This window comes from Nocardioides sp. (assembly GCF_047607185.1).
Classification (GTDB): domain Bacteria; phylum Actinomycetota; class Actinomycetes; order Propionibacteriales; family Nocardioidaceae; genus Nocardioides.
This window is the reverse complement of record NZ_JASGDQ010000119.1, coordinates 1-22,895: the sequence shown is the minus strand read 5'-3', so window position 1 is coordinate 22,895 and position 22,895 is coordinate 1. Positions and strand designations below refer to the sequence as shown.

Below are 22,895 nucleotides of genomic sequence, written 5' to 3'. Positions count from 1 at the left end.
TCGCTCGCGAGCTCGCTCACAACTGAACTCTAGGGCTGCTTGAACACGTTGAAGTCCTGGGCCACCCCTGCGGTGCTGCCGGGCACCGCCGGCAGGCCGAGGACGCCGGTCACCAGGTTGGCGACCGCGCTCGGCCGGATCGGCTGCGCGCCGGCGTACGACACCTGGCCGGGGCCGGGGTCGGCATAGCCCGGGTTGAGGGCGTAGAGGTCGGTGCCGCCGGGAACGCCCGAGCCCCACACGAACATCGGGACGGTGTAATTCTGCGCCGTGCTGCCGGTGGCCTTCTGGCCGTGGCCACCGGAGTCGGCGGTGATCACGAGCAGCGTCGAGGCGGCCGTGCGGGAGTTGCCGGCGAGGGCGGTGAAGACGGTGCTGAGCCGACGGTCCAGCCCGCGCAGCGCCTTGAGGTAGGCGGGGCTGAGGTAGCCGGACTTCTTCCCATTCCTCGCCAGCGAGGAGAGCTGCACGACCGACAGCGCGCGCGGGTTGATCCGCAGCTGGTCCTTGACGACCTTGATCGCCATGGCGTCGTTCTTCCTGATGCTGGCGACGCTCACCTTCGACTTGCCGTAGTCGACGCCCTGGCCGTCGGCGGCGCCGGCGTCGCGCCAGGTGCGCAGCACCAGCCGGCCCATCGGGTCACTGGACATGAAGCTGGTCGAGCCGCCCCAGTCGTGGACCTGGTCGAAGACGCTGCGGACATAGCCGCCGGCCTTCACGGTGCGGCGCTTCTTCTTGGCGGGGTTGTCCTTGAACCAGGTGACACCGTGGCCGCCGTAGCCGGTCGCCGCGGCTCGGCCGGTCAGCATCGAGATCAGATTCGGCAGCGCGCCGGAGGTCTCCGCATTGGTGCGGGCGTTCAGCGTGGAGGCGCCGCTGTTGCGCAGCGACCACAGGAACGGGGTGTTCTGCGGGCTCAGCGCCGCCGACGGCAGGCCCTCGATGTCGAGGACGAGGGCGCGCTGGATGCCGGCTGCCTGGGCGGCGACTGGCTTGATGGTCGCGTCGGCCCAGATCAGCGGGTGGTCGGTGGTCTTCTTGATGTACGGCGTGCGCAGCTGCTGGTAGCCGGACCAGTTGATGTCGGTGGTGCCCATGATCCAGTCGATCTGTGGCGACGTGGGCAGCTGACACGAGCTCGACGTACGCACCCCGCCGTTGGCGGCCCGCAGCGACGACTTCGCGGTGAACCGGCAGTAGAAGTTCTTGCGGTCGTTCATGTCGCCGGTGAAGACGATCGGCACGCCGGGGTGCAGCGCCCGCAGCTCCTCGAACTTCTTCGCCTGGATGTCGACCGACTGGTTGCGCAGGCTCTGCGCGTTGCCGAAGGTGTTGGCCGGGTTGTGGGTGTTGGTGACGTAGAGCTGCTGCCCGGTGAGGTTGTTCTGCAGCAGCACGATCGGCTTGGGCACGTTGACGCCCTTGAAGTAGGGAGCGTCGTAGTAGGTCTTCTCGATCGCGGTCCACTCGTCCTTGCGCCACGCGATGCTGTTGGCGCGCACGTTGACCGCAGCGCTGCCCTGGTAGTCGTAGGCGGGCCACAGGTCGTAGCTGGCGCCCATCTCCTCCTTGAAGGCGTTGATCTGGGGCGGCTCCATCTCCTGGAAGCCGACGATCTCGAGGTTGTTGGCCCGGATCAGCTGGTTCGCCATCAGCTGCCGGGTCCGGCCGTCGGCGAAGCCCCGCTCGCCGTTCATGGTGTGGCCGTAGCCCAGCACGTTGAACGTCGAGATCCGCACCCGGGTCGGCTGCACCTGGGGCAGCTCGGCGGCCGAGGTCAGCCTCGCCTCCTCGCGCGAGGGCGTGAGGGTGTCGCGGTGGGTGGCATGGAGCGTGCTCGCGGCGGCGAGGGCGAGCGAGCCCACGATGACGGCGAGGGCGCTGGCCAGGGGCTTGACCTGGGGCATGAGGGACTCAACTCCGGGGAAGACGGCAGTGAATATTGAGTCTAATGTGACTCGTGGGGTTTGTGGTATAGGGAACAATGATCCGGTGACCGAGTCGAATCCCGGGCCGAGGCACCCCGGCCGTGACGCGCTGCTGCTGGTCGCGATCCTCGGTCTGCTGGCCACCTTGGTCGTCGTACTGGTGGTGGTGCGGAACCGGGACTCCTCGCCCGCTGCGGGAGAGGCGACGCCGCCCGGCGGCGGTACGCCGACCGAGCCGGTGTCGGTCACGCCGTCGGTCACGCCGTCAGTGACGCCGTCAGTGACGCCGTCCTCGGCGCCCTCCACGACGGCACCGCCGACCAAGAGACCCGGCAAGCGGGCCCAGGCGCTGGCGGCCGCCGCCGAGACGCTGGCTCAGTCGCCACGCGCCTTCCGGGTCGCGACCTTCAACGTCCTCGGCGCGTCGCACACCACCAAGTCCGGCGACTCCGAGAACAAGCACTCCTACGAGGAGCGGCTGCCCTGGGCGATCCAGCTCATCGACGCCCACCATGCCGACCTGGTCGGCTTCCAGGAGTTCGAGTCCCCGCAGGCGCGACTGTTCAAGAAGCTGGCCGGCAAGAGCTGGGGCCAGTTCCCGGCGCCCGGCAGCAACGCCGCCGACGGCCGCAACAGCATCGCCTGGCGGCGCGACGTCTGGGAGCTGGTGCAGGGCACCTCGCTGACCATCCCCTACTTCAACGGGATGGACTTCGCGACGCCGATGGTGCAGCTGCGCTACCGCGAGACCGGCGAGCTGGTGTGGGTCATCAACGTGCACAACGCCGCCGACACCTGGAAGTACCACGCCCAGGAGATCTACCGCGACCAGGCCACCGCCATCGAGCTGGCCAAGGTCAAGGAGCTCTCCGCCGACGGCACGCCGGTGGTGCTGATCGGCGACATGAACGAGCACGAGGAGTTCTTCTGCACCGCCTCGGCCGCGCTGCCCACGGCCGCCTTCGCGGCCGGCGGGAGCAATGGCGCTGCCGGCTGCGACCCGCCCGAGCCGACTCCCATCGACTGGATGGTGGGCCTGGGCATGACGTTCACCAGCTACTACAAGGACACCAGCAAGCTCACCCACCTGGCCACCGACCACCCGGTCTACTCCGCCACCGCGGTGTTGAGCCCGCCGGGTCAGCTCGCGTCGGGGTCAGTGGGGTCCGGGCAGAACCAGTAAGTCTTCTTGTGCCGGGTGTAGCTCTTGCAGGAGTCCTGGAGCGGGTCGATCTCCGCCTTGGCGGTGATGATCGGGTGATCGGAGATCTTGGCGTCGCGAGCGTAGAAGTCGCGGTTGTAGCCGCTGAACGTGACGGCCGAGGAGCCCCAGATCCAGTCGATCCACATGTCGCTGCTGTTGCCGCACGCCTTGCCGTCGGCCGAGTGCATCCCGGAGGACTTGAATTGGCAGGCGAAGGTGTTGCGGTCGTTCATGTCCCCGGTGACGAAGTACGGCGTCCCGTCGGCGGTCAGCTGCCGGGCCAGGGCCGCCTCGCGCCTGGCCGCCTCCGCGCGCCAGCCGGCGGCGTTGCTCGGGAAGCCGTCGGAGGGGTTGTGGTAGCTGGAGAACCACGCCAGCCGGCCGGTGGCGAGGTTGCGCAGCAGGATGTAGGGCATATTGCGCATCTTGCCCAGGAAGTAGGGGATCTGGATGGTGTGCGCCTCGACCAGCTCCCACACGTCGGGGTCCCAGACCACGGAGTTCTCGCCGTCGAGGTGGCTCAGGTGGCTGCCGGGGTAGGCCTCCCAGCCGCCCGCGGCGGAGAGCAGCGGCGAGACCTGGTTTGACTGGAACTCCTGCACGCCGGCCACCGACACGCCCCGGCTGCGCAGCAGCACTCCGGCCCGGGCGGCGCGGGTGGGGCCCTGCGCCCAGCCCTTCCGGCTGGTGGTGTGGCTGGAGCCGAGGACGTTGAAGGAGGCGACGGTGAACGAGGTCGACTTGCTCGGGTCGTAGTCGACCAGCGTCAGCCCCTGCTTGCCGAACCTCTCCTTCATCTCCGGCAGCGTCAGGATGCGGTCCTTCTTGCCGAAGTCGATCCCGTCGAGCACCGGCAGGGCGACGTACGGCGTCTCCGTGGCCGCGCTGCTCGTCGTCGGCGTCGAGCTGGGCGACGGCTCGTCGCCGCCGTCGAAGACCGCCAGCGAGGCGGTCTGGCCGGTCAACTGGGCACCGACCAGGCCACCGGTGACGACCAGTGCCACCGCGAAGCCGGCGGCCCGGACCCGCTTGCCCGCCCTCTCGGCGGTCGACAGCGCCCGCTTGCGCGACCCGGTGCCGTCGGTCGGCACCCGCAGCATGGTGCCGGTGTCGGTCGAGGAGCCCGCCTCCCCGGCGGGCGGAAGCGCCTGGCGGCGGGCCGCGCGCAGAGCGCGACGCTCGCTTCGGGCAGGGCGCGGTGCGCGACGTGCGCCGCCCTGCTCTCCCACGGGTTCCTTCCTGCGCCCGGCTCGACACGCCGGGACACGGGATGTGATCTTAATCCAGCCGGCGCGCCGGGCCGAATCCTTCCGGTAGCCTCCGGCCTTGGCCCGCCCGGCCGAATGACCGGGGCCACACCGCAGACCTCACGAGGAGCATCATGGGTCGCCTAGCCCAGACCGACAACCTGACCGAAATCCAGGAGGAGATCCTGGCCACGGTGCGCAAGTTCACCGAGGAGAAGATCATCCCGGTCGCGCAGGAGTTGGAGCATTCCGACACCTACCCGACCGAGATCGTGGAGGGTCTCAAGGAGTTGGGAATCTTCGGGATCATGATCCCCGAGGAGTACGGCGGCCTGGGGGAGTCGCTGCTGACCTATGCCTTGTGCGTGGAGGAGATCGCCCGGGGCTGGATGAGCGTCTCCGGGGTGATCAACACCCACTTCATCGTGGCCTACATGCTGATGCAGCACGGCACCGAGGAGCAGAAGCAGAAGTACCTGCCCAAGATGGCGACCGGCGAGGTGCGCGGCGCGTTCTCCATGTCCGAGCCCGGTCTGGGCAGTGATGTTTCAGCCGTCTCGACCAAAGCGACCAGGCTGGCCGACGGGTCCTATGAGATCACCGGCCAGAAGATGTGGCTGACCAACGGCGGCTCCTCCACGCTGGTGGCGGTGCTGACCAAGACCGATGAGGGCGCCGAGAGCGTCTACAAGAACATGACGACCTTCCTGGTCGAGAAGACCCCCGGCTTCGGCGAGGTCGCCCTCGGTGAGAATCCTGGGAGCATCACGGTGCCCGGCAAGATCGACAAGATGGGCTACAAGGGCATCGACACCACCGAGATGATCTTCGAGGGCCACCGGATCTCGGCCGAGCAGATCCTGGGCGGCGAGCCGGGCAAGGGCTTCTTCCAGATGATGGACGGCGTCGAGGTCGGCCGGGTCAACGTGGCGGCCCGGGCCTGCGGCCTGGCGATCCGCGGCTTCGAGCTCGGCGTGGCCTACGCCCAGCAGCGCAAGACCTTCGGCAAGCCGATCGCGCAGCACCAGGCGATCCTGTTCCGGATCGCGGAGATGGCCACCAAGGTCGAGACCGCTCACACCATGATGGTGCGCGCCGCCCGGCTCAAGGACACCGGCCAGCGGATGGACGTCGAGGCCGGGATGGCCAAGATGGTGGCCAGCGAGTACGCCAACGAGGTGGTGGAGGACTCCTTCCGCATCCACGGCGGCTACGGCTACTCCAAGGAGTACGAGATCGAGCGGCTGATGCGCGAGGTGAAGTTCATGCTCATCGGCGAGGGCACCTCCGACATCCAGAAGATGATCATCGGCCGCAGCCTGCTCAAGGACTACGCCCTCAAGGGCTGAGCCAGGCGCGTCCAGTGTCCTCGCGGGTCGTCCTCCACGTCGGGCTGATGAAGTCCGGCACCAGCCACCTGCAGACCCGCCTCGGTGGCGCCCGGGAGTCGCTGGCGGCCGCCGGGCTGCTCTTCCCCGGCGAGCGCTGGCGCGACCAGGTCAACGCGGTCAGCGACGCCCTCGGCCGGCGTCAGCGCGCCCACGGCGAGTTCGAGGGCGTCTGGGAGCGGATGGTCGCCGAGATCGGCAGGTACGCCGGCACCTCGGTGATCTCGATGGAGTTCCTGGCGGCGCCGCCGGTGGAGAGGCTGCGCCGGGTCGCCGAGTCGCTGGCCGACTCCGGTGCCCGGGTCGAGGCCGTCGTCACCGCGCGCGACCTGGGCCGCACCATCCCCTCGATGTGGCAGGAGACGCTCAAGAACGGCCGCTCCTGGACCTGGCCGGACTATCTCGACGGGGTGCGGCACCGGCGTGGCCCCGGAGAGGCGTTCTGGGCCGAGCAGGACGTGGTCGGCATCGTCGACAAGTGGGTCTCGCTGCTCGGCGTCGACGCGGTCACCCTGGTCACGCTGCCGCGGGACGCCGGCGACCCCGAGCGGCTGTGGCACCGGTTCTGCGAGGCGGCCGGGATCCCCGTCGAGGCCGCCGCGCCGCCGGCCAGCGGCAACGAGTCGCTCGGCGCCGCCTCGGCCGCCCTGCTGGGCCGGCTCAACCGCGCCTTCGAGGGCGAGGGGAGCGGGCTGGCCTGGCCCGACTACTCCCGGCACGTGAAGTTCGGCCTGGCCAAGACGATCCTGGCCGGTCACCGCGGCGAGGAGCCGGCGATCGGCTTCAAGGTCCCCGGCTGGGTACGACGTCTCGCCGCCGAGCACCGCACTGGGCTGGCGGCCTCGGGCATCCGCGTCGTCGGCGACCTGGCCGACCTCGAGCCGGTCGGCTCCACCGGCGTCCGCCCGCAGCGGGTCAGCGCGCAGGCGCAGCTCGAGGCCGCCGTACACGCCATCGAGGAACTGCTGCGCCGCAACGTCCGCGACGACCCCGAGCATCAGACCGAGGATGTCTGATGGCTCGCCGGGTGATCCTCCACGTCGGCCTGATGAAGTCCGGGACGACGTTCCTGCAGGCGCTGCTGTTCGCCAACCAGCAGCGGCTCGCCGAGCAGGGTGTCCTGGTGCCGGGCGAGGAGTGGGGTGAGCAGGTGCGCGGTGTCCGCGACCTGCTGGTCAAGCCGGGCGCCGAGCCCGGGCCGCAGCTCACGTGGCGCGCGCTGGTCGACCAGATCGAGCGCTGGGACGGCACCGCGGTGATCTCGATGGAGTTCATGGGCGCGTTCCGGGAGAGCCAGGCGGCCGCCGCCGTGGCGAGCTTTCCGCCGGGGACCGTCGAGGTCGTGGTCACCGCCCGCGACCTCAACCGGTCGCTGGCCTCGATGTGGCAGGAGACGGTGCAGAACGGCCGCGGCTGGAGCTGGGCCGACTACCTGGAGGGTGCCAAGGGGGCGCGTCCCCGACCCCGGCTGGATCCCGCCAAGCGAACCGAGGCAGGCCGCACCTTCTGGCGTCAGCAGGACCTGGAGCGAGTGGTACGCCGTTGGGGCGATGTCGCCGGGATCGACCACGTCACGGTCGTCACCGTGCCGCCCCCCGGCGCACCGGCCGTCACGCTGACCGAGCGATTCGCCAGGGTGGTCGGCTTCGACCCCGAAGAGTTGGCTGCGGGGACGTCGGACAACGCCTCCGTGGGCGCCGCCTCCGCAGAGCTGCTGCAGCGGGTCAACGCTCGGTTGGCCGAGCTGGGCATCGACGCGGCCACTGGCAAGCCGCTGCGCAAGGAGCTGCTCGCCAAGCGGGTGCTCGGCCCCCGGGCCAAGCACGAGCAGCGCCTCGGTCTCCCGGTCGCCCGCTGGGTGCGCCGCCACGCCGCCGGGATGGTCGAGGCCGTCCAAGGATCGGGCTGCCGCCTGGAGGGCGCCTGGAACGACCTCACGCCCGTCGACGTACCCGGCGTCGATCCCCGCCGGGTGCCGCCCGCCGAGCTTGTCGCGGCCGGCCACGACGGCTTTACCGGGCTCCGCGAGCTGCTCGCCCAACGGGGTGTCGCCGAGCTGCCGGACTGGCCCGCCGCGGCTACCCCGGAGACCGCCGTTGCTGCGCTCGCGGACCTAGTGCGGCGCGGACTGGGCCAGTGAGATCTGAAAGACTTGGCGTCATGGCCCGGCCCACCGTCTTTCTCCATGTCGGCACTCGCAAGAGCGCGACGACCTATCTCCAGCTCGGCCTGAAGGCGTCGCGCGGCGCCCTCGCGGCCGAGGGGGTGCAGGTGGCGGCGCTCACCCAGAGCGACTTCAAGCACCTGGTGCCCGGGTTGCGGCGGTGGGCCAACTTCGGGGAGGAGCAGGGCGGCCGATTGGCCGTCGACTACCTCGTCCAACAGCTCCAGCGGCGCCCCGGCCGGGCCCAGGTCGTCAGCGTCGAGGCGCTCGCCGAGCTGCCCGGCTACGTCGTCGACGACCTGGTCACCGCCGTCACCTCGGCCGGCTTCGACGTCCAGGTCATCGTCACCGCCCGGCACTGGGGCCTCATCATCCCCTCGGAGTGGCAGCAGCGGATCAAACAGCGCGGCACCCAGACCTACGCCGACTTCGTGGCCGCGATCCGCGACGGCGGCGACGACCTCTTCGTACGCCGCCAGGATCTCGCCGACATCGCCCGCCGCTGGGGCGCGCTCATCCCGCCGGAGCGGGTCCACGTCATCGCCTGCCCGCCGCCGACCCGTACCGAGGGCACCCTGCTCGAGTTGTTCTGCGGCATCCTCGGCGTCCCTACGTCGCTGATCACACCGCCCTCCCGCGTGGTCAACTCCTCCCTCTCGTTGGCGCAGGCCGAGACGCTGCGGCGGGTCAATCTCGCGCTGGGCGACCGGCTGCCGCGTCGTACCGGCGGCTACGAGTCGGGTGTGCGCAACTGGATCACTCGGGAGTCGCTCACCAGGCACAAGGGCGAGAAGGTGCTGCTGCCGGAGGGCTTCGGCTCCTGGTGCGCGGCCGAGTCGCGGCGCCAGGTCGACGAGCTGCGTGACCTCGGCGTCCATCTCGCCGGGCGCGTCGACGACCTGCTCGCCAGCCCCGACGTCCCCACCGGACCGGTCGAGGTCGACGACGCCGAGGTGGCCGAGGTGGCGGTCCTCGCGCTCGCCGACCTCGCCGACCACCGCTGGCACCAGCTCCACCCCGACGACGAGATCCAGGACGGCAGATGAGCAAGACCAACCCCGGCAGATTCTTCGAGGACTTCACGATCGGAGAGGTGATCGAGCACGCCACCCCGCGCACCGTCACCGAGGGCGATCGCGCGCTCTACGGCGCGATCTACCCCAGCCGGTTCGCGGTGCCGTCCTCCGCCGAGTTCGCCGCGAGCGTCGGGCTGCGGCCGCATCCGGTCGAGGACCTGGTCGCCTTCCACATCGCCTTCGGCAAGACCGTGCCCGACATCTCGCTCAACGCCGTCGCCAACCTGGGCTATGCCGAGCTGCGCTTCCACGAGCCGGTCGTCCCGGGCGACACCCTCATCACCCGCTCCGAGGTCATCGGCCTCAAACAGAACTCCAACGGCAGGAGCGGCGTCGTCTACGTCCGCTCCACCGCCACCAACCAGCGCGACGAGGTCGTCCTCGACTGGTGCCGCTGGGTGATGGTGCACAAGCGGTCCGAGTCGGCGCCTGCCCCTGAGACGGTCGTGCCGGAGTTGGCGTCCGCGGTGGCCGCTGCCGATCTGGTGATCCCGACCGGGCTCGACTTCACCTCCTACGACTTCGCCGCCGCCGGTGAGCCGCACCGCCTCGGCGACTACGAGGTGGGGGAGCGGATCGACCACGTCGACGGCGTCACCCTCACCGACGCCGAGCACATGATGGCCACCCGGCTGTGGCAGAACACCGCCAAGGTCCACTTCAACACCGAGGCCCGCCCCGACGGCCGCCGGCTCGTCTACGGCGGCCACGTCATCTCGCTGGCCCGCGCACTGTCGTTCAACGGCCTGGCCAACGCCCAGCTCGTCGCCGCCATCAACGGCGGCTCCCACGTCGCCCCGGCCTTCGCCGGCGACACCGTCTATGCCTGGTCCGAGGTGCTCGACTCCGCGCCGACCCCGGCTCGGGGCGTCGGCGCGCTGCGGCTCCGGCTGGTCGCCACCAAGGGTCGCGACGAGTCGATGACGTTGCGCACCGAGGAGGGCAAGTACGCCGACGGCGTGCTGCTCGACCTGGACTACTGGGCACTCGTCCCGGTCTAGCAGCTGCGGTAGACGTCCGCGCCCGGGCCGCCGACACACAGGTCGCGGAGCGGGCCGCCCACCAGCCGGTCCCTGCCCTTGCCGCCGACCAGGCGGTCCCGGCCCTCCTCGCCACGCAGCCGGTCGGCGCCACGGCCGCTGAGCAGGGTGTCGCGACCGGCGCCACCGCAGAGGACGTCGTTGCCGCCCAGGCCGCGGATCCGGTCCTCGCCGCCCAGCCCGGCGATCACGTCGGGACCGGGGGTTCCGCGCAGCACGTCGGGGCCCTCGCTGCCGACGATGGTGGCCGGCAGCCCGGCGCAGGTGACCGCGAGCGTCCCGGGCGTGGTGCCGGGGAGGGTCGCGGTCGCCACGCCCCAGTCGAGCAGTTGCGGCGCGCCGTAGGTGCCGGGGAGATTCGTGACGTGCACCGGGTTGCTGCCGTCGATGGCCGAGGTGTGGACCTGGCCCGCCAGCACGAAGGCGAGCCGGGTGCCGTCCGGAGACCACGCCACCGCGGTCGCCCCGGCGGTGCCCGGCACCGCGGTCGCGCCGGTGCCGTCGGCGGAGACCACGACGATCGACCCGCTCACGAAGGCCAGCCGGGTGCCGTCGGGGGACCAGCTGATCTGCGGGGCCTCGGCGGTGGCGTCGGCGATCGCCCGTCGCCGGGTGCCGTCGGGGCGCATCGTGAAGATCCGCCAGCCGCCGGAGACCGCGCCGTAGAACGCGATCCGGGTGCCGGTCGGCGACCACTCGGGGCTGAGCTGGCGGACCCGGTCGTCGGTCACCTTGGTCTGACGCTTCCCATTGGCCCGCATCACCCAGATCTCCTCGTCCTTCTGGGAGTCGGTGCGGGTGTAGGCGATCCGAGTGCCGTCCGGTGACCAGGTCGGGCTGGTGCTGACCCCGTTGCGGGTCAGCCGCCTCGCCTGGGTGCCGTCGGCGCGCATCACGAACACGTCGCCGCCGTCGGCGTCGGCCCGACCGACATAGGCCAGCCGGGTGCCGTCGGGAGACCACGCCGGATGGCTCTCCGAGCCGTCGGTGGCCGTCAGCGCCCGCAGCTGCGAGCCGTTGGCGTTGACGACCTGGAGGTCGAGGTCGTGTCCGTCGCTCAGCACGAACGCGATCGGGCCGTTGACTCCGGGTGAGGTGCCGGCACCGGCGGGCGCATCGGTCCCCACCGTCATCAGGCAGACCAACAGGCCGAGTGCGGCCCACCGACAAGCTCCGCGCATGGCGCCCCCCTTCGTCGTCTTCAGGTGGTGGCCTACCCAGCCCGGCCGAGTCCGAAACAGGATCTTGAGGCCGGCGACTATTACCGACGGGTAGCAAACCGGGTAGCGTGGCCGCTGCCACACGCCCCCTCGTCCGCGGAGGTCCGCTCATGCCCGCCACGTCAAGGCCCGCCATCCTCGTCTCCGGCTCCGCTGCCGGCATCGGCCGCGCCACGGTCGAGAGGTTCGCCGCGGCGGGCTGGCTGGTCGGCGTGTACGACGTCGACGTGCCCGGCGTCGAGCGCGCGGTCGCCGAGCTGGAAGACGTCCACGGTGCCGGCGCCGCCGTCGGAGGCGCGCTCGACGTCACCGACGTGGAGCAGTGGCACCGTGCCCTGGCGGAGTTCGCCGAGGTCTCCGGCGGCCGTCTCGACCTGCTGGTCAACAACGCCGGCATCCTGCGCGCCGGCCGGTTCGCCGACGTGCCGCTCGCCGCCCATCACCTGACCATCGAGATCAACGTCGGCGGTGTCGTCAACGGCTGCCACGCCGCCTACCCCTACCTCAAGGCCACCCCCGGCGCCCAGGTGATCAACCTGTGCAGCGCCTCGGCGATCTATGGCCAGCCCGAGATCGCCAGCTACTCGGCGTCGAAGTTCGCGGTGCGCGGGCTGACCGAGGCGCTGGAGCTGGAGTGGCGCAAGGAGGGCATCCGGGTGCAGGCGGTCTGGCCGCTGTGGGTCAACACCGCGCTGCTTGAGGGCAATGACACCACCAGCGCCTCGACGATGGGGGTCCGGCTCACTGTGGAGGACGTCGCCGAGCAGATCTTCGACATCGCCAAGCCGCCGAGCCTGGTGGGCCGGGCGCTGGGCCGGGTGGCCCCGGCCCGGGTGCACACCGCCGTCGGCCTGCCCGCCAAGGCGCTCGCCCTCACCGCCGACCTGGTGCCCTCGTTCCTCTCCCGCGAGGTCAACAAGCGGATCAACCACTCCTGACCCGGCTCGACGGCGCGAACGCCCGAGCCAGCGGCAGCATCGCCAGCAGCAGCACCATCGGGACCGCGAAGCCGATCCGCAGCGCCGAGCCCTCCTCGACGACGCTCTCCGCGACCGCGCCCACCGCGCCGGTCATCACCGCGCCGAGCAGCGCGCCGACGTAGTTGAACTGGTTGAACCGGGCGATCACCGCGTCGGTGCGAGCCTGGTCCGCGCCGGCGATCCGGGCGGCCGCGGAGAAGCTCAGCGGGGCGATCACCGCAATGCCCGCCCCGAGCAGCGCGAAGCCGACCACCGCGACCGGCCACGACGGCGCGAAGACCACCACGGCCAGTGCCGCCACGCCGATGACGGTGCCGACCCGCAGCACCGGCACCGCGCCGTACCTCGCCACCAGGCCGTCCCCGGCGAACCTGGCCGCCAGCGTCGCCAGCAGGTAGAGCAGCGAGGCGATGGCGGCGGTGTCGGTGCTGACCCCGAACGTCTTCTCCCCGTGCGTCGGCCCCCAGGTCGCCGCGGCGGTGTCGACCATGTAGAAGAGCACCATCCCCAGGCCGACCAGCAGGATCGGCCGCCACGCGATGTCGGTCGCGGCGGCCTCGGCCTCCGGCGGGGCGCTGACCCGCGGCAGCAGCGGCGCCAGCGAGGCCAGCAGCGGCACCACCGCCACCACGCCGATGGTCCACAGCGGTACGTCGTCCCCGGTGGCCACCGTCACCAGCGCGCCCAGCACGCCGCCCAGCGTCCAGGCGCCGTGGAAGGACGGCAGGATCGGCCGGCCGTAGCGATGCTCCACAGCGACCGCCTGCATGTTGGTGGTGGCGTCCACCACGCCGAGCGCGACGCCGTACAGCGCCAGTCCGGCGACGTAGACGGCGAGCACCGGCGCGGCCACGACCAGCACCAGCGCCACCGCGATCCCGACCAGGCCGGCGCGCAGCATGGTGGCGGAGTCGTGACGCTCGGCGAGCCGCTCCGCCACGACCGAGCCGACCCCGGCCAGCAGCACCAGCATGAGCAGCAGCAGCGGCACCACGGCCGAGCTCAGGTCCCACTCGTCGCGGAACTGCTCCAGCCGAGTGGTGAGCGTGATGTAGACCATGCCCTGCGCGAAGAACGACGCCTGCGCGGCCCGGCGGGCACGGCCGAGATGGTTCACCATGAGCGCAGCCTGTCAGACTTCGCGGTGTGGGAGACCTGTATCTGGTGCGACACGGCGCGACCGCATGGAGCACGAACGGCCGCCACACCTCGGTGACCGACCTGCCGCTGCTGCCCGAGGGCGAGGCGGACGCCGTCTCGCTGGCGCCGAGGCTCGCCGGCCACGAGTTCGCGCTCGTGCTGACCTCGCCCCGACAGCGCGCCGTCCGTACCGCGACGCTGGCCGGCTTCCCCGACGCCGAGGTCTGCGAGGACCTCGCGGAGTGGCGCTACGGCTCGCTGGAGGGCCTGACCACGCCCGAGATCCGCGCGTCGATGCCGGACTGGACGATCTGGGCCGGCCCGGTGCCCGGCGGCGAGAGCGCCGAGCAGGTCACCGAGCGACTCGATCGGGTGCTGGCGAGGGTCGCCGCGGTCGAGGGCGACGTGCTGGCCTTCTCCCACGGACACTCACTGCGCGCGCTGACCGCCCGCTGGCTCGGTCTGCCGGTCGCCGAGGGCCGGCTGTTCCGGCTCGACACCGCCACGCTGTCGGTGCTCGCCCACGAACGGTCGGCACCGGTGGTGGCGCGCTGGAACTCATGACACGGTAGGGCGCATGGCTCTCACGGCAGGCTGCCCTCGCTGCCCGACCCCGGCCACCGCGATCCCGGCCGGTGGCTGGGCCTGCCCCGTGCACGGCGAGGTGGCGCCGCTGTGGCGGGCGGGGGAGACGTCGTACGACGACTTCGCGGTGCACCTCGAGCTCGCCGGCGAGGTGCCCACCTATCTGCCCTGGCCGCTGAGCCCCGGCTGGGAGGTCACCGACTTCGGCACCGTCAGCGGCGCCGCCACCTTCACCTGCGTCACCGGCCCCACCGAGGACGACGGTCCGGTCGACCTGATCGTGGTGGCCGAGGAGCCGGGCACCGGGGTCGGCGCCCGCTGCGCCGGCACGCTGGGCGACGACCCCGGCCCCGGCCTCGGCGACGGGCCGGCCACCTCGAAGGTGAGGCTGGCCGGCCAGCTGGTGCCGCTGTGGCAGGTCTCGGTGTGGGAGGCCCTGTCCGATTCCGGGGTTGACGACTGGGACCGCACCGTCCTCGCCGGCGAGGCGGAGGGCCGCTGGCTGTGGCTGGTGATCCGGCCGGCGAGCGCGCTGCTGCTGTTGCGGGAGCCGTGGCCGCTGCGCGACGTCTCGGTGCTCGGGCCGGCGCTGCTGGAGCTGCCCTTCGGAGGTCCCGCGCCGTCGTGGTGAGTCGGTAGTCTGCGCGGGTGCGCATCGACCTCCACACCCACTCCTGGGTGAGCGACGGCACCGATGCCCCGGGGGACCTGATCCGGGCCGCGAGGGCGGCCGGGCTCGACGTCGTCGCGCTGACCGACCACGACACCGCCGCCGGTTGGCCCGAGGCCGCCGCGGCGGCGGCCGAGGTGGGCGTCGAGCTGGTGCGCGGCATGGAGATCAGCACCCTGCACGAGGGCTCGACAGGAGAACGGCACAGCGTCCACCTCCTCGGCTACCTCCCCGATCCGTCGTACCCGCCCCTGGTCGAGGAGCTCGGTCGGGTGCTGGGCGGTCGCGAGCAGCGGCTGCCCGCCATGATCGAGCGGCTGCGCGGCCTGGGCATCGACATCACCGTCGACGACGTGCTCGCCGGCTCGCCCGACGCCGCCGCCTCCGGACGTCCCCATGTCGCCGACGCGCTGGTCCGGCTGGGCGTGGTCGCCGACCGCGACGAGGCGTTCGAGCGCTACCTGTCCGGTGGCCGGCCCGGCTACGTCGGCAGGTACGCCGCCCCCCTGGTGGAGACGATCGGGCTGGTGCGCGCCGCCGGCGGCGTCACCGTGGTCGCCCATGTCTGGGGCCGGTCCGGCCGACGGCGCCCCGACGAGGCCGGGCTGGCCGCGCTGCGGGAGGCCGGACTGGCCGGCATCGAGGTGGACCACCAGGACCACTCACCGCGTGACCGCGACGCGCTGCGCGCCATCGCCCGCAACCTCGACCTGGTCGTGACCGGCGCCAGCGACTACCACGGCTCCGGCAAGAAGGGCCACGACCTCGGCGTCAACACCACCGACCCGGAGCAGTACGCCCGACTCCTCGACCTCGCCGCCGCAGCGGCCCGGGAGAGCGGCCGAGTCACCCCGGAGGTGGTCCGATGATCACGCTGATGGTCGAGGTCTTCGTGACCCTCTTCGTCATCATGGACCCGGTCGGCACGGTGCCGATCTTCCTCTCGCTCACCTCCGGCCGGTCGGCGGCCAGCGCCCGCCGCGCCGCCTGGCAGGCGGTGGCGGTCTCGTTCCTGGTCATCGTGCTCTTCGCGTTCTTCGGGCAGCGGCTGCTCGACTACCTCTCGATCTCGCTGCCCGCGCTGCAGTGCGCCGGCGGTCTGCTGCTCCTCCTGGTCGCCCTCGAGCTGCTGACCGGCAAGGCCGACGACCCCGGCGCCAACCCGGCGGAGGCCAATGTCGCGCTGGTGCCGCTCGGCACCCCGCTGCTGGCCGGCCCCGGCGCCATCGTCGCCACCATGCTGTTCGCCCGCCAGGTCGACTCCATCGGCACCTTCGCCGCGGTCGCGCTCGGCATCGTCGGCGTCCACCTGGCGATCTGGCTGGCGATGCGGTTCTCGCTGCCGATCCTGCGGGTGATCCGCGACAGTGGCGTGCTGCTGATCTCCCGCATCGCCGGTCTGCTGCTCGCCGCGATCGCGGTGCAGATGGTGGCCGATGCGGTGCGCGCCTTCATCGAGGCCTGAGCTGCCGTCGGGCTACTTGTGGGCTACTTCCGGCCGACGAGCTGGAACCGCTGCAGGAACCGGGTCGGCGCCATCCTCGCGGCCGTCGCGAGCACCTTGTAGCGCGCGCTCGGCACCGAGAACGCCTTGCCCTTCTCGTAGTCGGCCAGCGCCTCCGCGACGAGCTGGTCCACGTCGAGCCACATCCAGTCCGGCGCGGACTGACGGCTCACCCCCATCCGCTCGTGGAACTCGGTGCGGGTGAAGCCGGGCAGCAGCGCCATCACCGTGACGCCGCGGGGTCGGTACTCGTTGTGCGCCCACTCGGTGAAGCTGTTGATCCAGGCCTTGGCCGCCGAGTAGGTGCCCCGAGGCAGGTACGACGCCACGCTGCCGACGTTGATGACGCCGCCGTGACCCCGCCCGGTCATCGCGGTGAGGGCCGCATGGCTGAGCCGCAGCGGCGCGATCACCAGCACCTCGGTCATCGCGGTCTCCTCGTCGGCCGAGTTGTCCAGGAACCGCCGCTTGAGCCCGAAGCCGGCGTTGTTGACCAGCAGGTCGACCGGCTCGGACGGCGAGGCCAGCCGGTCCTCGACTCCTCGCAGGTCCGCGCGGTCGGTCAGGTCGGCCGGCAGCACCGTGACCTCGACGCCGTACGTCGTACGGAGGTCGTCGGCGGTGCGCTCGAGCCGCTCCGCGTCGCGGGCGACCAGCACCAGATCCCAGTGCCTCTCGGCGAGCTGACGGGCGAAGGCGAGGCCGATGCCGGCGGTGGCGCCGGTGACGAGAGCGGTGGACATGGCGCAAGTGTGGCCTACTCATTGGTCACATCGGGCATGATGGCCCCGATGACCATCACGCTCGCCGTCGCCAACCAGAAGGGTGGCGTCGCCAAGACCACCTCCGTCGCCTCGATCGGTGCCGCGCTCGCCGAGTTGGGGCAGCGGGTGCTGCTGGTCGACCTCGACCCGCAGGCCTGCCTGACCTTCTCCCTCGGCATCGACCCCGAGGACGTCGAGGTCTCCGTGCACCAGGTGCTCACCAAGGGCGTCGAGGCCGCCGAGGTGATCCTGCAGACCGAGGACGGCGTCGACCTGCTGCCGGCCACCATCGAGCTGGCCCGGGCCGAGGCGGACCTGCTGACCCGTACCGGCCGCGAGCACGTCATCAAGACCGCACTCGAAGACGAGACCGAATATGACTGGATCCTGCTCGACTGCCCGCCGTCGCTCGGCGTGCTGACGGTGGCGGCGCTGACCGCCGCCGACGGGGTGCTGGTGCCGCTCCAGTGCGAGACGCTCTCGCACCGCGGCGTCGGGCAACTGCTCGACACCGTGCACGACGTACGCCGCTTCACCAACAAGGGCCTGGAGGTCTGGGGCGTGCTGCCCACGCTCTACGACGGCCGCACCACCCACGCCCGCACCGTGCTGGAGACGATCTCGCAGACCTACGGCCTCGACGTCGTGGAGCCGCCGATCCCGAAGACGATCAAGTTCGCCGAGGCGCCCGCGGCCGGCCGCTCGATCCTGGCGACATCCCGGTCCTCGAAGGGCGCCGCCGCCTACCGCCAGGTGGCGGCCAACCTGCTCGAACGAGCGAAGCGAGGCAGGTCCGCCCGTAGGCGCAAGGGCTGAGCCGGATGTCTGCTTCCCCCAGGCATCGCGCTGCTCGCCGGGTCCGGCCCCGGCCGGGTCGCATCGCCGCCCTGGCCGCCGCGCTGGCGGTCGTGGTCGTCGCCGTCGCGGGCGCCGCCGTCGGGGCGCTCCGCTCCTCCGAGGACCCCGCGTCGCAGGCCGCCGACGGACTCGCCCAGGACGCGGTGTCGGCGTCGCTCCGGGCTCCGCTGGCCGACTCCTCGGTCGACGCCGGGGAGAGCACCGCGCCGCCCGCCACGGCCGAGGCCGCCCCGGTCGCCGAGGAGTCGGCCAGCCAGGAGCCGGCAGCGCCTGACCCGAAGGCGCTGCCGGAGGGCACCGGCAGCGGGAAGCGGGTCGTCTTCAGCGAGGAGGCACAGCGGGTCTGGCTCGTGGCCGCCTCCGGCGAGGTGGAGCGCACCTACCTGGTCTCCGGCAGCGTCACCGACAACCTCGACCCCGGCACCTACTCCGTCTACTCCACCTCACGCTGGGCGGTGGGCGTCGACGACTCCGGCGTGATGGAGTACTTCGTCAGATTCACCAAGGGCCCGACCGGCGCCGCCATCGGCTTCCACACCATCCCGACCAAGGACGGCGTGCCGCTGCAGACCAAGAAGCAGCTCGGCACGCCACAGTCGCACGGCTGCATCCGTCAGCGGACTCCCGACGCCATCGCGCTGTGGGACTTCGCACCGACCGGCACGAAGGTCGTCGTCATCTGACCATCGGGCGTGTCGCCGCGGCCGGAGAGGGGTCCCGGCGCCATAGCCTGTGCCGAGTGCGTGCCGGCCTGCTCTCGTTCGTGGTGATCCTGCTGAGTGGTGTGCTGGTGGCCTGCTCGACATCCGCCACCGACACGGTGGTGCTCGCGGCCGGCACCGCGAGCGCGGCGCCGCAGGCCAGCCCGAGCGTCGCCCCGAGCACTGTCGCGAGCACTGCCCCGGGCGCCGTCACGGGGCAGAGCACGGAGGGCCTCGACCCGCAGCTGCTCGGCGGGCTGGCCGTCGAGGTCCGCACCCGCTCCACCTTCAAGCCGCGCACCCACGTGACCTGGCCACTGTTCGGCCTGGCGACCGTCGACCACGCCATCAGCGGCCACGTGCAACGCAGCCGACACGACTTCCGCAAGAGCTACGCCGGCACCGGCAAGAAGGGCGTGGCGCAGGGGCCGGAGCTCAACCTCGGCTGGCGCCTGGTCGGAGCGTCCCCGAACGCGGTGGGCATCGCGATCGACACGGTGATCTTCGCCGGGGGCACGACGACGGAGTCCTCGCGTTCCTTCTGGTTCGACCCCGCCACCGGCCACCTGCTGCCCGCCACGAGCACCGAGGCCCAGGCCGCGGCCGCCTCCCCGACGCTGGTGGCCCCCACGTCGCCCTCCACCACCCCACCGCGTGTCCGGCAGCCGCGCCGGTCCCAGGTGAACTGCGCCAAGGTCAAGTGCGTCGCGCTGACCTTCGACGACGGCCCCGGCCCGGACACCGAGCGGCTGCTGTCCTATCTGCGCAAGGGCAAGGTCCGGGCCACCTTCTTCATGCTGGGCCAGCAGGTCAAGGCCTACCCGAAGGTCGCCAAGGACGTCGCCCGGGCCGGTCACGAGATCGGCGTGCACACCTGGGACCACCAGGACCTGACCCGGCTCTCCAAGGCGGACGTCGCGGCCGAGCTCGGCGACACCGTCCGGATCATCGGCAAGGACACCGGCGTCACCCCGACCCTGCTCCGGCCGCCGTACGGCGCCACCAATGCCCGGGTCGAGGCCGCCGCCGCGCGCGCCCACCTCGCCGTAGCGCTGTGGGACGTGGACACCCTCGACTGGAAGACCCGCAGCACCCAGGCGACCATCGCCTCCGCGCTGCACGACACCCGGCGCGGCTCGATCGTGCTGATCCACGACATCCACGCGACCAGCGTGGCCGCAGTGCCCGCGATCATCAGGGGACTACGCCACCGGGGCTACCGGTTCGTCACCGTCTCCCAGCTGCTCGGCCACCCCAAGCCCGGCAAGAAGTACTTCCGCCGCGGCTAGCCCCGGCGAGCACGTCGCGGCGATCGTGGTGCTGACCTCGTCGGAAAAGGGCGGGAGAACTGCCCGTCTCGTCTCGAGAATTTGCCCACTTCTCCCGCCCTTTCGCCTAGGACTCTGCGCGGAGGTCGCTAGCACCCGGTCGGCCGCGCCCAGGATCACGTGACACTGGTCGAGCACCTCCCTCGCGATGTAGCCCCGGCGCACCACGCCGATGTCGGCGAGGCCACGGTCGCGGCGCAGGTCGCGGGCCTGACCCTCGCGGGTGCGGTGATGCCGCACGCGACATGCAGCATCCGGAGCAGGGTCTCCCATGCCGACTCCGAACGTTGGTCGGCGTAGCGCAGCACGCGCCGAAGTGCCGGCGCCCCTCGCCGGCGGAGCGTCGCGACCGCCTCCAGGTCGCCGCGAGTGCATCGGCCCAGATGCAGCGCCGAGTCGACCAGCACGACCAGGTCCAGCAGAGACAGGAACCGCGCCGCCGCCAGGACGGCCTCTGCTACCGAGGTCACGACGATGCCGTTGATGGCAGTGCTCTCGGGCGGATGCGGGTGTCGGGTCACATGCACCCCGACGCGTTCGGGCCGCCGTTGGCCCGGCGCCCTGCCCACGGCGACGAAGTGCGGCAATCCGTCCGGGAGCGGTGGCAGCCAGAGCCCCTGCAGCCGCGCGACCGAGAGTCCGGTGAATGCGGCCCGGCGGGCTCCCTGTGGAGAGGCGAGGGGGCCGGGCTCAGCCCTCGGTGGTCGAGGCGGTCGTCGCGCCGGTCGAGGGGCGGCGACGGCGACGGCGGTTGCGGTTGCGGTTGCGGGAGGCGCCCTCGGCGGCCGCCTTCTCGGTGCCCTCGGCCGTGGCGGCCTGGTCCGTCGTACCGGCGACGGGGGAGCCGCCACGAGACCGGGTCCGGGTGCGGGTGCGGTCGCGGGGAGCGCGCTCGCGACGGGCGGCAGGCTCGGCCGGGGTCTCGCGCTTGACCCGGCCCTTGGTGCCCTTCGGGATGCCCATGTCGTGGAGGAAGGTCTCCGAGGAGGAGTACGTCTCGGCCGGGTCGGGAAATGGCAGAGCCAGGGCGTTGTTGATCATCTTCCACTTGTGGATGTCGGCCCAGTCGACCAGCGTCACCGCGATGCCGGAGGCGCCGGCCCGGCCGGTGCGGCCGATCCGGTGGACGTAGGTCTTCTCGTCGTCGGGCGTCGTGTAGTTGATGACGTGGGAGACGCCGGTGACGTCGATGCCGCGGGCGGCGACGTCGGTGCAGACCAGGATCTGGACCTTGCCGTCGCGGAAGCGCTGCATGGTCTTCTCGCGGGCGACCTGGGCCATGTCGCCGTGCAGGGCGCCGGCATTGAAGCCACGGTCGGCGAGCTCGTCGGCGACCCGCTGCGCCTGCCGCTTGGTGCGGGCGAAGACGACGACCTTGTCGACGTCCGGCGATCCCACCAGGATCCGGCCGATCATCTCCGGCTTGTCCAGGTCGTGGGCCTGGTAGACGAACTGGGCGGTCGCGGGGACCGTCGCATTCTCGTACGACGACTCGGCCCGGATGTTCATCGGCGTACGCATGTGGGTGCGGGCCAGGGCGATGATGGCGGCCGGCATGGTCGCCGAGAAGAGCATGGTCTGCCGGGTCTCGGGGGTCAGCTTGAGGAGCCGCTCGACATCGGGCAGGAAGCCCAGGTCGAGCATCTCGTCGGCCTCGTCGAGGACGAGCGCGTGCACGTGGGAGAGGTCGAGCACCCTGCGGTTGGCCAGGTCGATGAGCCGGCCGGGGGTGCCGACCACGATGTCGACGCCCGCCGCCAGCGCCTCGATCTGCGGCTCGTAGCCGACGCCGCCGTACAGCGTGACCACGCGCATACCGCGATCCTCGGAGGCCATCGCGAGGTCACCGGAGACCTGCAGCGCCAGCTCGCGGGTCGGGGCGACGACGAGCGCCTGCGGCTTGCCCTCGGGCAGTTCGGCGTAGTCGGGGTCCTTGGGGGAGACGCTGCGCTGGATGAGCGGGATGCCGAAGGCGAGCGTCTTGCCGGTGCCGGTGCGGGCCTGGCCGATCAGGTCGGTGCCCAGCAGGGCGACGGAGAGGGTCATCTCCTGGATGGCGAAGGGGGTGGTGATGCCCTTGCGCTCGAGGGCATCACAGATCTCGGGCTGCACGCCCAGGTCACGGAAGGTAGGCATATGTGTCGTTGGCTGCTTTCACATCGAGCGGCCGACCACAGCTTCCCGCGATGAGGGCGGGCGCGCGCCTGCCGCGCACATTCTTTGAAGCGGACGCCGCCTCGATGCGGCGCTCCTGGAGCGCAGTCTATCGGTAGGGTGGCTCCGTGAGCGCATCGACGGAGCCTGTGCCGCACGAGGGTGCCTTCGCGGACCCGATCTACCGCGAGGCGGTGGCCGACCTCCTGGCGGCCGTCGGCTACGGCGAGATCAGCGCGTTCGAGCGGTTGGCGGAGGACGCCAAGCTGGCCCCCTCGCTGGAGGACAAGCTGGTGCTGGCGGCGTTCGCCTCCCAGCAGATCGCGAAGGTGGGGCCCATCCGGGCCCGCCTGGTCAACCTCGGCGCCGACCCGTTCGCGGCGATGGAGTCGTTCCGCTCCGGCTTCGACGCCTTCCACGCCCACACCGCGCCCAGCGACTGGTGGGAGGGCCTGGTCAAGGTGTACGTCGGTGACGGCCTCGCCAACGACTTCTACCGTGAGATCGCCGCCTTCCTCGATCCGGGGACCCGCGACCTGGTGCTGACCACGCTGGAGGACACCGGCCAGGCCGAGTTCGTGGTCGAGCGGGTGCTGGCCGGCATCGCCGCCGACCCCCGGCTCGGCGGACGGCTCGCGCTGTGGGGCCGTCGGCTGATGGGGGAGGCGCTCACCCAGGCGCAGCGGGTGGTGGCCGATCGCGACTCGCTCGCAGGCCTGCTCGCGGGCGGCGTCGACATGCCGGGCTTCGACCTGGCCGCGATCGGCAGGATGTTCACCAGGCTGACCGAGCGGCACGCCGAGCGGATGACCGGCCTCGGCCTGGAGCACTGAGCCGAGTCGGCACAAGTGCGGGCCTGAAAGTGCCCGAGTCGGCACAAGTGCTGGTGATCACCAGCACTAGCGCCGACTCGACGGTTGTGGCGCCAGCACTTGTGCCGA

Annotated in this window: 22 protein-coding genes; 15 read left to right on the top strand and 7 right to left on the bottom strand. The window is 71.6% G+C overall.

Annotated elements, in window-relative coordinates; translation table 11 throughout:
• Positions 1 to 29 precede the first annotated feature (29 nt).
• Entirely contained in the window at positions 30 to 1,910 is a 1,881-nt protein-coding gene (locus tag QM595_RS13595; protein ID WP_415172104.1) for a hypothetical protein, read from the bottom strand.
• An 85-nt stretch (positions 1,911 to 1,995) separates the two neighbouring features.
• On the opposite strand from QM595_RS13595, the gene QM595_RS13590 reads away from it, so the two are divergent.
• Positions 1,996 to 3,114: an endonuclease/exonuclease/phosphatase family protein gene (locus tag QM595_RS13590; RefSeq protein WP_415172103.1), complete on the top strand. Its 1,119-nt coding sequence runs from the start codon at positions 1,996 to 1,998 to the stop codon at positions 3,112 to 3,114.
• Here the strand turns inward: QM595_RS13590 and QM595_RS13585 are convergent.
• Positions 3,072 to 4,364, bottom strand: coding sequence for an endonuclease/exonuclease/phosphatase family protein (locus QM595_RS13585; RefSeq protein ID WP_415172102.1), 1,293 nt, complete (start codon positions 4,362 to 4,364; stop codon positions 3,072 to 3,074). The two genes, QM595_RS13590 and QM595_RS13585, sit on opposite strands and share 43 nt — an antisense overlap.
• A gap of 152 nt (positions 4,365 to 4,516) precedes the next feature.
• Between QM595_RS13585 and QM595_RS13580 the strand changes: the two genes are divergently transcribed.
• From QM595_RS13580 to QM595_RS13560, 5 genes are read left to right on the top strand one after another with little or no spacing between them, the layout of a single operon-like run.
• Positions 4,517 to 5,731 (top strand): acyl-CoA dehydrogenase family protein, encoded by a 1,215-nt coding sequence (locus QM595_RS13580; protein ID WP_415172101.1) that lies wholly within the window; start codon positions 4,517 to 4,519, stop codon positions 5,729 to 5,731.
• A 14-nt stretch (positions 5,732 to 5,745) separates the two neighbouring features.
• Positions 5,746 to 6,786: a hypothetical protein gene (locus tag QM595_RS13575; protein WP_415172100.1), complete on the top strand. Its 1,041-nt coding sequence runs from the start codon at positions 5,746 to 5,748 to the stop codon at positions 6,784 to 6,786.
• Complete coding sequence (locus QM595_RS13570; protein WP_415172099.1) at positions 6,786 to 7,910, top strand: hypothetical protein; 1,125 nt, start codon at positions 6,786 to 6,788, stop codon at positions 7,908 to 7,910. Before QM595_RS13575 ends, QM595_RS13570 begins: the two co-directional genes overlap by 1 nt.
• A gap of 20 nt (positions 7,911 to 7,930) precedes the next feature.
• Entirely contained in the window at positions 7,931 to 8,980 is a 1,050-nt protein-coding gene (locus QM595_RS13565) for a hypothetical protein (protein WP_415172098.1), read from the top strand.
• Complete coding sequence (locus tag QM595_RS13560; RefSeq protein WP_415172097.1) at positions 8,977 to 10,011, top strand: MaoC family dehydratase; 1,035 nt, start codon at positions 8,977 to 8,979, stop codon at positions 10,009 to 10,011. Before QM595_RS13565 ends, QM595_RS13560 begins: the two co-directional genes overlap by 4 nt.
• Here the strand turns inward: QM595_RS13560 and QM595_RS13555 are convergent.
• The gene (locus QM595_RS13555; protein ID WP_415172096.1) at positions 10,008 to 11,231 is read right to left on the bottom strand and encodes an LpqB family beta-propeller domain-containing protein; all 1,224 of its coding nucleotides are present in this window, start codon (positions 11,229 to 11,231) and stop codon (positions 10,008 to 10,010) included. The genes QM595_RS13560 and QM595_RS13555 overlap by 4 nt on opposite strands.
• A 149-nt stretch (positions 11,232 to 11,380) precedes the next feature.
• Between QM595_RS13555 and QM595_RS13550 the strand changes: the two genes are divergently transcribed.
• Positions 11,381 to 12,208 (top strand): SDR family oxidoreductase, encoded by an 828-nt coding sequence (locus QM595_RS13550; RefSeq protein ID WP_415172095.1) that lies wholly within the window; start codon positions 11,381 to 11,383, stop codon positions 12,206 to 12,208.
• Here QM595_RS13550 and QM595_RS13545 read toward each other — a convergent pair.
• Positions 12,195 to 13,370 carry an MFS transporter gene (locus QM595_RS13545; RefSeq protein WP_415172094.1) on the bottom strand — a complete coding sequence of 392 codons (1,176 nt, stop codon included), beginning with the start codon at positions 13,368 to 13,370 and terminating at the stop codon, positions 12,195 to 12,197. The genes QM595_RS13550 and QM595_RS13545 overlap by 14 nt on opposite strands.
• Positions 13,371 to 13,396: 26 nt before the next feature.
• Here QM595_RS13545 and QM595_RS13540 point away from each other — a divergent pair, with 26 nt between their 5' ends.
• From QM595_RS13540 to QM595_RS13525, 4 genes are read left to right on the top strand one after another with little or no spacing between them, the layout of a single operon-like run.
• Positions 13,397 to 13,954 (top strand): histidine phosphatase family protein, encoded by a 558-nt coding sequence (locus tag QM595_RS13540; protein ID WP_415172093.1) that lies wholly within the window; start codon positions 13,397 to 13,399, stop codon positions 13,952 to 13,954.
• A 13-nt stretch (positions 13,955 to 13,967) separates the two neighbouring features.
• Complete coding sequence (locus tag QM595_RS13535; protein ID WP_415172092.1) at positions 13,968 to 14,606, top strand: DUF6758 family protein; 639 nt, start codon at positions 13,968 to 13,970, stop codon at positions 14,604 to 14,606.
• Between the two features lie 17 nt (positions 14,607 to 14,623).
• A complete protein-coding gene (locus QM595_RS13530) occupies positions 14,624 to 15,514 on the top strand; it encodes a PHP domain-containing protein (protein WP_415172091.1) in 891 nt (296 codons plus the stop codon).
• The gene (locus QM595_RS13525) at positions 15,511 to 16,110 is read left to right on the top strand and encodes a MarC family protein (protein WP_415172090.1); all 600 of its coding nucleotides are present in this window, start codon (positions 15,511 to 15,513) and stop codon (positions 16,108 to 16,110) included. The genes QM595_RS13530 and QM595_RS13525 overlap by 4 nt, the downstream gene beginning before the upstream one ends.
• A gap of 23 nt (positions 16,111 to 16,133) precedes the next feature.
• Here QM595_RS13525 and QM595_RS13520 read toward each other — a convergent pair whose 3' ends face one another.
• Positions 16,134 to 16,892 carry an SDR family NAD(P)-dependent oxidoreductase gene (locus tag QM595_RS13520; RefSeq protein ID WP_415172089.1) on the bottom strand — a complete coding sequence of 253 codons (759 nt, stop codon included), beginning with the start codon at positions 16,890 to 16,892 and terminating at the stop codon, positions 16,134 to 16,136.
• 48 nt (positions 16,893 to 16,940) lie between these two features.
• Between QM595_RS13520 and QM595_RS13515 the strand changes: the two genes are divergently transcribed.
• From QM595_RS13515 to QM595_RS13505, 3 genes are read left to right on the top strand one after another with little or no spacing between them, the layout of a single operon-like run.
• Positions 16,941 to 17,729, top strand: coding sequence for a ParA family protein (locus QM595_RS13515; RefSeq protein WP_415172088.1), 789 nt, complete (start codon positions 16,941 to 16,943; stop codon positions 17,727 to 17,729).
• A 5-nt stretch (positions 17,730 to 17,734) separates the two neighbouring features.
• A complete protein-coding gene (locus tag QM595_RS13510; protein ID WP_415172087.1) occupies positions 17,735 to 18,454 on the top strand; it encodes a L,D-transpeptidase in 720 nt (239 codons plus the stop codon).
• A gap of 56 nt (positions 18,455 to 18,510) precedes the next feature.
• Positions 18,511 to 19,761: a polysaccharide deacetylase family protein gene (locus tag QM595_RS13505; RefSeq protein WP_415172086.1), complete on the top strand. Its 1,251-nt coding sequence runs from the start codon at positions 18,511 to 18,513 to the stop codon at positions 19,759 to 19,761.
• A 155-nt stretch (positions 19,762 to 19,916) separates the two neighbouring features.
• Here the strand turns inward: QM595_RS13505 and QM595_RS13500 are convergent, their stop codons facing one another.
• Both QM595_RS13500 and QM595_RS13495 read right to left on the bottom strand, forming a co-directional pair.
• Positions 19,917 to 20,321 (bottom strand): hypothetical protein, encoded by a 405-nt coding sequence (locus tag QM595_RS13500; RefSeq protein ID WP_415172085.1) that lies wholly within the window; start codon positions 20,319 to 20,321, stop codon positions 19,917 to 19,919.
• A 169-nt stretch (positions 20,322 to 20,490) separates the two neighbouring features.
• Positions 20,491 to 21,936 carry a DEAD/DEAH box helicase gene (locus QM595_RS13495; RefSeq protein ID WP_415172084.1) on the bottom strand — a complete coding sequence of 482 codons (1,446 nt, stop codon included), beginning with the start codon at positions 21,934 to 21,936 and terminating at the stop codon, positions 20,491 to 20,493.
• A 146-nt stretch (positions 21,937 to 22,082) separates the two neighbouring features.
• Between QM595_RS13495 and QM595_RS13490 the strand changes: the two genes are divergently transcribed.
• Complete coding sequence (locus tag QM595_RS13490) at positions 22,083 to 22,787, top strand: ferritin-like fold-containing protein (protein WP_415172083.1); 705 nt, start codon at positions 22,083 to 22,085, stop codon at positions 22,785 to 22,787.
• Positions 22,788 to 22,895 lie beyond the last annotated feature (108 nt).